The following is a 13,191-nucleotide window of genomic DNA, read 5'->3' as shown; positions in this document are numbered from 1 at the left end:
GCTCTGAGATGCGGGATCCGCTGTCCATGGCCACGGACGCCTTCACCTCCTTCCTGTTCGGGAAGGTGGAGACGACCCGGCTTCCGGTCCGTACGTCGACGGGGCAGGCCCAGGCCGTCTACCTGCCGACGGCCGCCCCCGGCCTCGGCGACTCGGGCGTCATCATCGGCCGCGAGGTGTACTCCGGCAAGGGCTATATCTACGACCCGTTCCAGCTGTACGGGCAGCAGCTGCCCGCCCCGCACTGGCTGGTCCTCGGCGAGTCCGGCAACGGCAAGTCCGCGCTGGAGAAGACGTACGTCCTGCGGCAGCTGAGGTTCAAGGACCGCCAGGTCGTCGTCCTCGACGCGCAGGGTGAGGACGGGGTCGGCGAATGGAACCTCATCGCCCAGGAGCTGGGTATAACTCCCATCAGGCTGGACCCGACGGCCGCTCTGGACATGGGGATCCGGCTCAACCCGCTCGACCCGGCGATCACGACGACCGGGCAGCTCGCCCTGCTCCGGACGATCATCGAGGTCGCCATGGGGCACGGCCTCGACGAGCGCTCGGGCTTCGCCCTCAAGGTCGCGCACGCCTACGTCAACGAGACCATCGTCGAGCGCCAGCCCGTCCTGACCGACATCGTCGAGCAGCTCCGCCACCCGGAACCCGAGTCGGCGGAAGCGATGAACGTGGCCATAGACGACGTACGGGCGTGGGGACTCGATGTCGCCCTCGTCATCGACCGTCTCGTGGACGGTGACCTGCGCGGCATGTTCGACGGTCCGACGACGGTCGGCATCGACCTCGACGCCCCGCTGATCGTCTTCGACCTCTCCCACATCGACCGCAACTCCATCGCGATGCCGATTCTGATGGCGATCGTGGGTGTGTGGCTGGAGCACACCTGGATCCGGCCGGACCGCAAGAAGCGCATCTTCCTGGTGGAGGAGGCGTGGCACATCATCAACTCGCCCTTCGTGGCGCAGCTGTTCCAGCGGCTCCTGAAGTTCGGCCGGCGCCTCGGTCTGTCGTTCGTGGCCGTCGTCCACCACCTCAGTGACGTGGTCGACGGGGCCGCGGCCAAGGAGGCGGCCGCGATCCTGAAGATGGCCTCGACCAGGACCATCTACGCCCAGAAGGCCGACGAGGCACGGGCCACCGGTCTCGTACTCGGCCTGCCACGCTGGGCCGTGGAGATCATCCCCTCGCTGACCCCGGGTATCGCGGTCTGGGACGTGAACGGGAACGTCCAGGTCGTGAAGCACCTCATCACCGAGACGGAACGGCCCCTGGTCTTCACCGACCGCGCCATGACGGAGTCCTCCGCCGAGACGCTCGGCGACGACGCCCTGCGCGCCGCCGACCTGGAGGCGGAGGAGCGGGCGGCCGCGTTCGTGGAACAGCACCTGGGCGACCGGCTGAAGGACTCTTCGGAGTCGACGGTGGCCTGAAGTCTCTGAGGCCGGTGGTCTGAGGTCGGAGGCCGGTGGCCTGAGGTCTGAGGCTTGGGAAGTTTTACTGGTGGGGCTCGGCGAGAGCGAGAGCGGCATGCGGCGGCACGACGCCTACGAGCAGGACGACAGGTACGGGGACCGGGGCCGGGGTGGCCCCGCCCCGCGGGAACGGGAACGCGGCATTCCCGACGGGCTGCTCCTCGGCGTGCTCGCGTTCCTGCTCGGCATGACCGTCATGGTGTGGACGGCGACGGGCCTGTCGGGCCTGTTCTCCAAGGGCACCTGGCCGGACGGCGTGACGATCCGCCACACGCCGGTGGCGATGCGCTCCCTCATCGGCCGCCCGCACGACCTGCCGGGCGCGTGGCCGGACACCCCGGACGGGCAGCTCTCCGGGTACGGGCTGTTCTGGGGCCTGTTCATCGGCCAGGTCCTTGTGCTGATCGTGCTCACGGTGTTCGTCGCGGGGACGGTGGCGCGGTGGCGGGCCGTACGGCGTCGGGGCCGGACGGAGGCGGCTGCTCCTCCTTCGGCCGAGCCGGCGCCCGTGGCCGACCCCGCTCCCGCTCCCGCTCCCGCTCCCCGGGCCACGGTCTCCGAGGTCCCGGCAGCCGGGCCGGAGCCCCACGAGAACCACGAGAAGCAGGAGAAGCAGGAGAAGCAGGAGCGTCACGAGAGTCCTGCCATCCCAGCCGCCCCGGCCACCCCCACGACCGTCCCCACCCCCCGCGGTCCCGTCGTCCTCGGGCCCGCCGAGACCCGTGCTCCCCGGGCCATTCAGGCCATCAGGGACGCCGAGGGTCCCGTCCTCGTCGTCACGTCGTCGGCGAGTGTCTGGGCGGAGACCAAGGACGCCCGGTCGAAGCTCGGCCCCGTCCTCGTCTACGACCCCACCCACCTGTGCGACACCCCCGCCCGCCTCCACTGGAACCCGGCGCAGGGCTGCGAGGACAGGCCCACGGCCGCGTCCCGGGCTGCCGCCCTCCTCGCCCCCATCCGGCCCACAGCCAAACTCGACACGGCCACCGCCGACACGGCGGAGACACTGCTGCGGAGCTTTCTGCACGCCGCCGCCGTGGACGCGAAGCCGTTCCGGCACGTGCACCGCTGGGCGCAGGGCACCCAGGTCCAGGAGGCCGTACGCATCCTGCGTACGAGTCCGAAGGCGGCGGCCGGCGCCGCGGGCGAGCTGGAGGCCGCGCTCACCTCGCACCCCGAACGCCGGGACATGGCACAGGAGTTGACGGCCCGCGCGCTGTCCTCGCTGTTCTCCGTCCACATCCGCGAGGCGTGCACCCCAAACCGAACTGATGCGCTCACCCTGGATTCCTTCGTGAACGAAGGGGGCACGCTTTATGTGGTGGGTGAAGCCATCGAGGATCCCAAGGCGGACCCGGGCGCGATGCCCCTCCTCACGGCCCTCGCCTCAAGCGTGGTCGAGCACGGCCGGCGCATGGCCGAACGGTCATCTGCCGGTCGGCTCGACCCACCAATGACGCTCGTCCTCGACGACGTCGCCGCGGTGGCTCCGCTTCCCCAGCTTCCGGAGCTGCTGTCCACCGGAGCGGACCGGGGTCTGCCGACCCTGGCCCTCCTCCGGTCCCGGGAGCAGGGCCGGGCCCGCTGGCCGCACGCCGAACTCCCGGTCCCTTAACGCCTGTTACCGGTGCCCCAGGACCATCTCGTACTCGACCTTCGACGGGTCGCCCGGCACCGCCACGCTCGCCCCGCTGCGGCCGAAGCCGAACCGCCGGTAGAACGCCTGCGCCCGCGCGTTGTCCTGGTGCACGTACAGCCGCACCCGCTCCAGTCCCTCCAGCGAGCGCGCCCACTCCACGGCCGCCAGGAACAGCGCCTCGGTCACGCCGCTCCCCCGGTGCTCGGGCCGCACGTACACGCCGACGAGATGCGCCTGCCGCACGTCGCTCGTGTCGCCGAACGCGAGCGACGCCCCGGCCTCCTCCACCCGCACGGTCACGGACCCCCACCACCGGCCGTCCGCTCCCTCGGCGACGAACTGGTTTCCGGAACCGTCGAGTTCGAACCGTCCGGCCCGGTCCCGCCAGAACTCCTCGGGCCGCGCGAGCGCGGTCTCGTACGTCTCCAGGAAGGCGATCGGCGCCGCCGGGTCCCGCAGGGCGGCGAGCCGGATCTCCCGCACCGCCTCCCACTCCTCCGACCGGACGGGACGTACGACGTACTTCTCGGCAGGCTCCATGGGCCGGACCCTACGGGACCGTCGTACCGGGGTACTACACCATTTCGGCAGCTCCGGACCGCGGTCGGACGCCCCGCCCCCAGCCCTCTTCCTACTGTCTGAGCATGACGATCAGGGCACACGGACTCACCAAGCGCTACGGCGACAAGACCGTCGTCCAGGACCTCACCTTCACGGTCAACCCGGGCACCGTCACCGGCTTCCTCGGCCCGAACGGCGCCGGCAAGTCCACGACCATGCGCATGCTCCTCGGCCTCGACGCCCCCACCGCGGGCCACGCCACCGTCGGCGGCCGCGCCTACGCCGCACATGCCGCGCCCCTCCACGAGGTCGGCGCACTCCTGGAGGCCCGCTCGATCCACCCGGGCCGCACCGCGTTCCACCACCTCATGGCGCTCGCCCACACGCACGGAGTGCCGCGCTCCCGCGTCGACCACGTCCTGGCTCTCACCGGCCTCACCGACGTCGCGGGAAAGCGCGTGAAGGGCTTCTCCCTCGGCATGGGCCAGCGCCTCGGCATCGCGGCCGCGCTCATCGCCGACCCGGCCACCGTCATCCTGGACGAGCCGGTCAACGGCCTCGACCCGGAGGGCGTCCTGTGGGTCCGCAACCTCCTCAAGTCCCTTGCCGCGGAGGGCCGTACGGTCCTCGTGTCCTCGCACCTGATGAGCGAGATGGCCCTGACCGCGGACCACCTCGTCATCATCGGCCGCGGCCGCCTCCTCGCCGACACCACCGTCGCCGACCTCGTACGCGAATCAGGCGCGGCCTACGTCAAGGTCGTCACGCCCGAAGCCGTACGCCTGCGCGAGCTCCTCGCCGGCGCCCCCGGCGTCGAGGTCACCGGCGAGTCCCCCGACACCCTGCACATCCGCGGCACCGACGCCCCGCACATCGGCCGCACGGCCGCCACCCACGGCATCCCCCTCTTCGAACTCACCCCGCAGACCGCCTCACTGGAGCAGGCCTTCATGGACCTCACCCACGACTCGGTCGAGTACCAGGCCACCGCCCTGACGGGAGCAGCAGCATGACCACCGCAGTCCCCTACGGCGTCACCACGCCCCGCGTGCTGCGCTCCGAGTGGCACAAGTTCTGGACCCTGCGCTCCACATGGACCACCCTCGCCGTCGCGAGCGCCCTCGTCATCGCCGTCGGCATCACCATGGGCTCGACGTACGACGGCGACGACTCCGAGATCGACACAATCGTCTTCGTCCTCCTCGGCACCCAGCTCTCGCAGCTCTGCATCGCCGTCCTCGGCATCCTGGTCACGGCGAGCGAGTACTCGACGGGCATGATCCGCGCCTCACTGACGGCGGTCCCGCGCCGGGTGCCCGTCCTGTGGTCCAAGGCCGGCGTGTTCGCGGCCGTCGCGTTCACCCTGGGCTTCCTGACGAACGTGATCACGTTCCTCGTCGCGCAGATCTGGCTCTCCGACGGCGACAAGGCGAGCTCGCTCACCGACCCGGGCGTCCTCGGCGCCCTCGCGGGCAACGCCGCCGGCATCACCCTCATGAGCCTGATCGCCCTCGGCCTCGGCGCCCTGCTCCGCTCGGTCCCGGCCGCGATCGGCGCGTTCGTCGGCGCCGTGCTGATCCTCCCCGAGATCCTCGGCATGCTCCCGTACGACGCCGTGGACAGCGCCGTGAACTACTTCCCGACCCAGTCCGCCGAACCCCTCGGCTCCGCCACCCACCTCGCCGGCGCGGTCTCCCCCGCCCTGGGTCTCCTCTCCCTGACCCTGTGGGCCGCCGCGGTCCTCACGGCCGCGGCCCTGCTCCTGCGGCGCCGCGACGTATGACCCCCGCGGAACCCTTTCCCGTACGAGGATGAACCGGTGACGGACGACAGGACTCAGGGGCCCGAGCGAGCACCCTTCCCCCTCACCGCGTACGTCCAGCGGCTCACCGAGCGGGTGCGCGCCCTCGACCGGCGCCGCCCGCTCGGCTGGGACCTGGTCCTGACGGGCTTCTTCGTGATCGCCGCCCTCGTCGACTACACGGGCGGCGGCTGGCGCAACATCGCCCACAACACCGACGTACCGGGCCCGCTGGTCCTGTGCCTGAGCCTCGCGCTGACGGTGCCCCTGCTGTGGCGCCGCACGCGCCCGATGGCGGCACTCGCGGTGATGGTGGCGGCCGGGGTCGTCAACAGCTGGACGGGTGCTCTGCTCCAGGCGGCCCTAGTCCAGCTCATCGTCGTGTTCAACGTCGCGCTGCGCCGCCCGCCGAAGCTCCTTGCGGCTGCCTGCGCGCTGACGCTGGTGCCGGTCGTCGTGGGCGTCTTCCGCTATCCGAAGGGCAGTTGGGACCAGCAGATCGTTCCGCAGGTATGGGCGATCACCCTGGTGGCGCTGCTCGGCATCGCGGTCCGCAGCCGCCAGGAGTACACGTCGTCCCTCGTCGAACGCGCCCGCCGACTCGAAGTCGAGCGCGACCAGCAGGCCCAGCTCGCCGCGGCGGCGGAACGCACCCGCATCGCCCGCGAGATGCACGACATCATCGGCCACAACCTCTCCGTCATCACAGGCCTCGCCGACGGCGGCTCCTACGCGGCGGCCAAGAACCCCGAACGCGCAGGACAGGCGCTGGAGGCCATCGCCACGACGAGCCGCCAGGCCCTTGCGGAACTGCGCCGCCTCCTCGACGTACTACGCGAAGAGGCCGTGCCCACAGCCGAGTTGGCACCCCAGCCGGCGCTCACGGACCTGGACCGGCTCGTCGACGGGGTCCGCGCGGCGGGCCTGCCCGTACGTCTCGCACTGCGTGGCCACCCCGACTCCCTCGCCCCCGGAAAGGAACTGACGGTGTACCGGGTCGTGCAGGAGGCGCTCACCAACACGCTCAAGCACGCCGGTCCGGGCGCCGCCGCGGCCGTCGACGTCACGTACGGGGACGACGGGGTACGCGTCAGCGTCACGGACACGGGCCGCGGAGGCCCGGCGCCGGAGCCGGGCGCGGGCCGCGGCCTGACCGGCATGCGCGAGCGAACTTCCCTCTACGACGGCACACTTGAGGCAGGCCCGCTGCCCACGCCCCCGGGCGGCTGGCGCGTCCATCTCCACCTCCCGAAGGAACCCTCTCCGTGACCAGCGTGCTCATCGTCGACGACCAGCCCATGCAGCGCTTCGGTTTCCGCATGCTGCTGGAGAGCCAGGACGACCTGACGGTCGCCGGCGAGGCGGGCGACGGCGCCGAGGCGGTCCGCCTCGCGGCGCGCCTCCACCCGGACGTAGTCCTGATGGACATCCGCATGCCGGGCCTCGACGGCATCGAGGCCACACGCCGCATCGTCGCGTCCGGCGACCGCACCCGGGTCCTGATCCTCACGACCTTCGACCTCGACGAGTACGCGTACGACGGCCTGCGGGCGGGAGCGTCCGGATTCCTCGTCAAGGACGCGCTGCCGGAGGAGCTCCTCTCCGGGATCCGCGCGGTGGCGACAGGCGACGCGGTGGTCGCCCCGAGCCTGACGCGCCGTCTCCTCGACGCATACGTACAGCACTTGCCGGCCACGCACGCACCCCAGGGCCCCGACCCCCGGATCGCCGCCCTCACGGACCGGGAGCGCGAGATCCTCACGGTCATCGCCCAGGGCTGGACGAATTCGGAGATCGCCGCACGCCTGCATCTCGCCGAATCGACGGTGAAGACGCATGTGAGCCGCATTCTGGCGAAGACGGGGGCCAGGGACCGGGTGCAGGCGGTGATCGTGGCGTACGACGCGAAACTGGTGGAGCCGGCGTAAATCCGAAGGCGCCTTTTCCTGAACGCAAAAAAGCCTCATCCCCCGAGTTTTCACTCGGGGAATGAGGCTTTTTATCAAAAATAGTTCGGCGGCGTCCTACTCTCCCACAGGGTCCCCCCTGCAGTACCATCGGCGCTGTGAGGCTTAGCTTCCGGGTTCGGAATGTAACCGGGCGTTTCCCTCACGCTATGACCACCGAAACACTATGAAACTGTCAACCGCACCAAAGTCGTGGCCCGACAATGGGGTTGTTCGTGGTTTCAGAACCAACACAGTGGACGCGAGCAACTGAGGACAAGCCCTCGGCCTATTAGTACCAGTCACCTCCACCCGTTACCGGGCTTCCAGATCTGGCCTATCAACCCAGTCGTCTACTGGGAGCCTTAACCCCTCAAAGGGGGTGGGAATACTCATCTCGAAGCAGGCTTCCCGCTTAGATGCTTTCAGCGGTTATCCTTTCCGAACGTAGCCAACCAGCCATGCCCTTGGCAGGACAACTGGCACACCAGAGGTTCGTCCGTCCCGGTCCTCTCGTACTAGGGACAGCCCTTCTCAATATTCCTACGCGCACAGCGGATAGGGACCGAACTGTCTCACGACGTTCTAAACCCAGCTCGCGTACCGCTTTAATGGGCGAACAGCCCAACCCTTGGGACCGACTCCAGCCCCAGGATGCGACGAGCCGACATCGAGGTGCCAAACCATCCCGTCGATATGGACTCTTGGGGAAGATCAGCCTGTTATCCCCGGGGTACCTTTTATCCGTTGAGCGACGGCGCTTCCACAAGCCACCGCCGGATCACTAGTCCCGACTTTCGTCCCTGCTCGACCCGTCGGTCTCACAGTCAAGCTCCCTTGTGCACTTACACTCAACACCTGATTACCAACCAGGCTGAGGGAACCTTTGGGCGCCTCCGTTACTCTTTAGGAGGCAACCGCCCCAGTTAAACTACCCATCAGACACTGTCCCTGATCCGGATCACGGACCCAGGTTAGACATCCAGCACGACCAGAGTGGTATTTCAACGACGACTCCCCCTGAACTGGCGTCCAGAGTTCAAAGTCTCCCACCTATCCTACACAAGCCGAACCGAACACCAATATCAAACTGTAGTAAAGGTCCCGGGGTCTTTCCGTCCTGCTGCGCGAAACGAGCATCTTTACTCGTAGTGCAATTTCACCGGGCCTATGGTTGAGACAGTCGAGAAGTCGTTACGCCATTCGTGCAGGTCGGAACTTACCCGACAAGGAATTTCGCTACCTTAGGATGGTTATAGTTACCACCGCCGTTTACTGGCGCTTAAGTTCTCAGCTTCGCACACCCGAAAGTGCACTAACCGGTCCCCTTAACGTTCCAGCACCGGGCAGGCGTCAGTCCGTATACATCGCCTTACGGCTTCGCACGGACCTGTGTTTTTAGTAAACAGTCGCTTCTCGCTGGTCTCTGCGGCCACCCCCAGCTCATGAAGTAAATTCAATCACCGGTGATGGCCCCCCTTCTCCCGAAGTTACGGGGGCATTTTGCCGAGTTCCTTAACCATAGTTCACCCGAACGCCTCGGTATTCTCTACCTGACCACCTGAGTCGGTTTAGGGTACGGGCCGCCATGAAACTCGCTAGAGGCTTTTCTCGACAGCATAGGATCATCCACTTCACCACAATCGGCTCGGCATCAGGTCTCAGCCTTAATGTGCGACGGATTTACCTATCGCACGGCCTACACCCTTACCCCGGGACAACCACCGCCCGGGCTGGACTACCTTCCTGCGTCACCCCATCACTCACCTACTACAAGTCTGGTCCGTCGGCTCCACCACTTTCCTTTCCCCGAAGGGTCCGGAACGGCTTCACGGACTTAGCATCGCCTGATTCAATGTTTGACGCTTCACAGCGGGTACCGGAATATCAACCGGTTATCCATCGACTACGCCTGTCGGCCTCGCCTTAGGTCCCGACTTACCCTGGGCAGATCAGCTTGACCCAGGAACCCTTAGTCAATCGGCGCACACGTTTCTCACGTGTGTATCGCTACTCATGCCTGCATTCTCACTCGTGAACCGTCCACAACTCGCTTCCGCGGCTGCTTCACCCGGCACACGACGCTCCCCTACCCATCCATACTCCCGTTGGGGATATGTGTATGAATGACACGACTTCGGCGGTACGCTTGAGCCCCGCTACATTGTCGGCGCGGAATCACTAGACCAGTGAGCTATTACGCACTCTTTCAAGGGTGGCTGCTTCTAAGCCAACCTCCTGGTTGTCTGTGCGACTCCACATCCTTTCCCACTTAGCGTACGCTTAGGGGCCTTAGTCGATGCTCTGGGCTGTTTCCCTCTCGACCATGGAGCTTATCCCCCACAGTCTCACTGCCGTGCTCTCACTTACCGGCATTCGGAGTTTGGCTAAGGTCAGTAACCCGGTAGGGCCCATCGCCTATCCAGTGCTCTACCTCCGGCAAGAAACACACGACGCTGCACCTAAATGCATTTCGGGGAGAACCAGCTATCACGGAGTTTGATTGGCCTTTCACCCCTAACCACAGGTCATCCCCCAGGTTTTCAACCCTGGTGGGTTCGGTCCTCCACGAAGTCTTACCTCCGCTTCAACCTGCCCATGGCTAGATCACTCCGCTTCGGGTCTTGAGCGCGCTACTGAATCGCCCTATTCGGACTCGCTTTCGCTACGGCTTCCCCACACGGGTTAACCTCGCAACGCACCGCAAACTCGCAGGCTCATTCTTCAAAAGGCACGCAGTCACGACTGTATGTGCAAGCACATACAGCGACGCTCCCACGGCTTGTAGGCACACGGTTTCAGGTACTATTTCACTCCGCTCCCGCGGTACTTTTCACCATTCCCTCACGGTACTATCCGCTATCGGTCACCAGGGAATATTTAGGCTTAGCGGGTGGTCCCGCCAGATTCACACGGGATTTCTCGGGCCCCGTGCTACTTGGGTGTCTCTCAAACGAGCCGCTGATGTTTCGACTACGGGGGTCTTACCCTCTACGCCGGACCTTTCGCATGTCCTTCGCCTACATCAACGGTTTCTGACTCGTCTCACAGCCGGCAGACTGTGAAAGAGAGATCCCACAACCCCACATGCGCAACCCCTGCCGGGTATCACACGCATATGGTTTGGCCTCATCCAGTTTCGCTCGCCACTACTCCCGGAATCACGGTTGTTTTCTCTTCCTGCGGGTACTGAGATGTTTCACTTCCCCGCGTTCCCTCCACATACCCTATGTGTTCAGGTATGGGTGACAGCCCATGACGACTGCCGGGTTTCCCCATTCGGAAACCCCCGGATCAAAGCCTGGTTGACGGCTCCCCGGGGACTATCGTGGCCTCCCACGTCCTTCATCGGTTCCTGGTGCCAAGGCATCCACCGTGCGCCCTTAAAAACTTGGCCACAGATGCTCGCGTCCACTGTGCAGTTCTCAAACAACGACCAACCACCCGTCACAACCCACCGAAGCAGATCTTTACCGGGGTCGGCACTGAAGGCGACCGTTTCGGCCGTACCTTCAGACACCCAACAGCGTGCCCGACCCAGTCAGTTGATGTGATTCGCGTTCCACGCCGAAGCAGTACTGGCAAACCCATCTAACTCACTGTGCCGAATAGTCAACGTTCCACCCTTGAGCAACCACCGTCGAACATTTGCCGACGAAATGGCTCTTGGACCACCAGACAATGTCTGGCAGTCAAAGTGCTCCTTAGAAAGGAGGTGATCCAGCCGCACCTTCCGGTACGGCTACCTTGTTACGACTTCGTCCCAATCGCCAGTCCCACCTTCGACAGCTCCCTCCCCACAAGGGGGTTGGGCCACCGGCTTCGGGTGTTACCGACTTTCGTGACGTGACGGGCGGTGTGTACAAGGCCCGGGAACGTATTCACCGCAGCAATGCTGATCTGCGATTACTAGCAACTCCGACTTCATGGGGTCGAGTTGCAGACCCCAATCCGAACTGAGACAGGCTTTTTGAGATTCGCTCCGCCTCGCGGCATCGCAGCTCATTGTACCTGCCATTGTAGCACGTGTGCAGCCCAAGACATAAGGGGCATGATGACTTGACGTCGTCCCCACCTTCCTCCGAGTTGACCCCGGCAGTCTCCTGTGAGTCCCCATCACCCCGAAGGGCATGCTGGCAACACAGAACAAGGGTTGCGCTCGTTGCGGGACTTAACCCAACATCTCACGACACGAGCTGACGACAGCCATGCACCACCTGTATACCGACCACAAGGGGGGCACCATCTCTGATGCTTTCCGGTATATGTCAAGCCTTGGTAAGGTTCTTCGCGTTGCGTCGAATTAAGCCACATGCTCCGCTGCTTGTGCGGGCCCCCGTCAATTCCTTTGAGTTTTAGCCTTGCGGCCGTACTCCCCAGGCGGGGAACTTAATGCGTTAGCTGCGGCACCGACGACGTGGAATGTCGCCAACACCTAGTTCCCACCGTTTACGGCGTGGACTACCAGGGTATCTAATCCTGTTCGCTCCCCACGCTTTCGCTCCTCAGCGTCAGTAATGGCCCAGAGATCCGCCTTCGCCACCGGTGTTCCTCCTGATATCTGCGCATTTCACCGCTACACCAGGAATTCCGATCTCCCCTACCACACTCTAGCCTGCCCGTATCGACTGCAGACCCGGGGTTAAGCCCCGGGCTTTCACAACCGACGTGACAAGCCGCCTACGAGCTCTTTACGCCCAATAATTCCGGACAACGCTTGCGCCCTACGTATTACCGCGGCTGCTGGCACGTAGTTAGCCGGCGCTTCTTCTGCAGGTACCGTCACTTTCGCTTCTTCCCTGCTGAAAGAGGTTTACAACCCGAAGGCCGTCATCCCTCACGCGGCGTCGCTGCATCAGGCTTTCGCCCATTGTGCAATATTCCCCACTGCTGCCTCCCGTAGGAGTCTGGGCCGTGTCTCAGTCCCAGTGTGGCCGGTCGCCCTCTCAGGCCGGCTACCCGTCGTCGCCTTGGTGAGCTTCTACCTCACCAACAAGCTGATAGGCCGCGGGCTCATCCTGCACCGCCGGAGCTTTCAACCCCCTCCCATGCGAGAGGGGGTGTTATCCGGTATTAGACCCCGTTTCCAGGGCTTGTCCCAGAGTGCAGGGCAGATTGCCCACGTGTTACTCACCCGTTCGCCACTAATCCACCCCGAAGGGCTTCATCGTTCGACTTGCATGTGTTAAGCACGCCGCCAGCGTTCGTCCTGAGCCAGGATCAAACTCTCCGTGAATGTTTCCGGGTAATCCCGGTGAACACCACGAGAGCGGAACCGTCGGGAGGAATAATCCCCACGATTCACTGCGTCCTCGCTAGTGCGCCTCACCCCGGTGTGGGAGTGAGGACTTTTTCAAAGGAACCTCCAACCCACCAAAGGTGGGCCGGGGTTGTCAATCTGGCGTTGACTTTTGGCACGCTGTTGAGTTCTCAAGGAACGGACGCTTCCTTTGTACTCACCCGAGAGACTCTCTCAGGCTTTCCTCCGGGCAGTTTCCCTTCGGTCTTGCGTTTCCGACTCTATCAGACTCTTTCGTGTCCGATTTCCTCGGTGCCTTTCAGGTTTCCGCTCCGGCCTTTCGGCTTTTCGCGTTTCCCTTTCCGGCGGTTCCGACTCTATCAGATCCTTTCGGGCCTGATTACCAGTCAGCGGCCCCCGCGTTAGCGGAGATTGATGCTGTGTCTTCGCGGCTGTTGGGCCGTTCCGACGTCCCAAACTTTAGCGGATTCCCCCGGCGGCGCCTAATCGGGCCGCCGCACCGAAAT

Annotated in this window: 7 protein-coding genes and 3 rRNA genes; 6 read left to right on the top strand and 4 right to left on the bottom strand. The window is 65.0% G+C overall.

Translation table 11 applies throughout. The features are described 5' to 3' along the window. The first annotated feature begins 8 nt into the window (after window positions 1-8). Together OHA58_RS18855 and OHA58_RS18850 are read left to right on the top strand one after the other, a co-directional pair. A complete protein-coding gene (locus OHA58_RS18855; protein ID WP_405480080.1) occupies window positions 9-1,436 on the top strand; it encodes an ATP-binding protein in 1,428 nt (475 codons plus the stop codon). 97 nt (window positions 1,437-1,533) lie between these two features. Next, entirely contained in the window at window positions 1,534-3,093 is a 1,560-nt protein-coding gene (locus OHA58_RS18850; protein WP_405485037.1) for a TraM recognition domain-containing protein, read from the top strand. A 6-nt stretch (window positions 3,094-3,099) separates the two neighbouring features. On the opposite strand, the gene OHA58_RS18845 is transcribed toward OHA58_RS18850, so the two are convergent. Then, window positions 3,100-3,657 (bottom strand): GNAT family N-acetyltransferase, encoded by a 558-nt coding sequence (locus OHA58_RS18845; protein ID WP_405480079.1) that lies wholly within the window; start codon window positions 3,655-3,657, stop codon window positions 3,100-3,102. Between the two features lie 104 nt (window positions 3,658-3,761). Here OHA58_RS18845 and OHA58_RS18840 point away from each other — a divergent pair, with 104 nt between their 5' ends. From OHA58_RS18840 to OHA58_RS18825, 4 genes are read left to right on the top strand one after another with little or no spacing between them, the layout of a single operon-like run. Further along, window positions 3,762-4,691: an ABC transporter ATP-binding protein gene (locus OHA58_RS18840; RefSeq protein WP_405480078.1), complete on the top strand. Its 930-nt coding sequence runs from the start codon at window positions 3,762-3,764 to the stop codon at window positions 4,689-4,691. Continuing rightward, window positions 4,688-5,461, top strand: a complete 774-nt coding sequence (locus tag OHA58_RS18835; protein ID WP_405480076.1) for an ABC transporter permease — start codon at window positions 4,688-4,690, stop codon at window positions 5,459-5,461. The genes OHA58_RS18840 and OHA58_RS18835 overlap by 4 nt, the downstream gene beginning before the upstream one ends. 36 nt (window positions 5,462-5,497) lie before the next feature. Next, window positions 5,498-6,748 (top strand): sensor histidine kinase, encoded by a 1,251-nt coding sequence (locus tag OHA58_RS18830; protein WP_405480074.1) that lies wholly within the window; start codon window positions 5,498-5,500, stop codon window positions 6,746-6,748. Next, window positions 6,745-7,407 carry a response regulator gene (locus OHA58_RS18825; RefSeq protein WP_405480072.1) on the top strand — a complete coding sequence of 221 codons (663 nt, stop codon included), beginning with the start codon at window positions 6,745-6,747 and terminating at the stop codon, window positions 7,405-7,407. Before OHA58_RS18830 ends, OHA58_RS18825 begins: the two co-directional genes overlap by 4 nt. An 83-nt stretch (window positions 7,408-7,490) precedes the next feature. Here the strand turns inward: OHA58_RS18825 and rrf are convergent. From rrf to OHA58_RS18810, 3 genes are all read right to left on the bottom strand, one after another. Continuing rightward, a 5S ribosomal RNA gene (rrf, locus tag OHA58_RS18820) occupies window positions 7,491-7,607 on the bottom strand. Window positions 7,608-7,697: 90 nt separating this feature from the next. Next, window positions 7,698-10,822: ribosomal RNA gene (locus OHA58_RS18815) — 23S ribosomal RNA — on the bottom strand. A 311-nt stretch (window positions 10,823-11,133) separates the two neighbouring features. Beyond that, window positions 11,134-12,661, bottom strand: a 16S ribosomal RNA gene (locus tag OHA58_RS18810). The 16S, 23S and 5S rRNA genes sit together here, the layout of an rRNA operon. Window positions 12,662-13,191 lie beyond the last annotated feature (530 nt).

This window comes from Streptomyces sp. NBC_00009 (genome assembly GCF_045040855.1).
Taxonomy (GTDB): domain Bacteria; phylum Actinomycetota; class Actinomycetes; order Streptomycetales; family Streptomycetaceae; genus Streptomyces; species Streptomyces aureus.
Note: the sequence above shows the minus strand (reverse complement) of the source record. Positions and strands in the feature narration are given on the sequence as shown.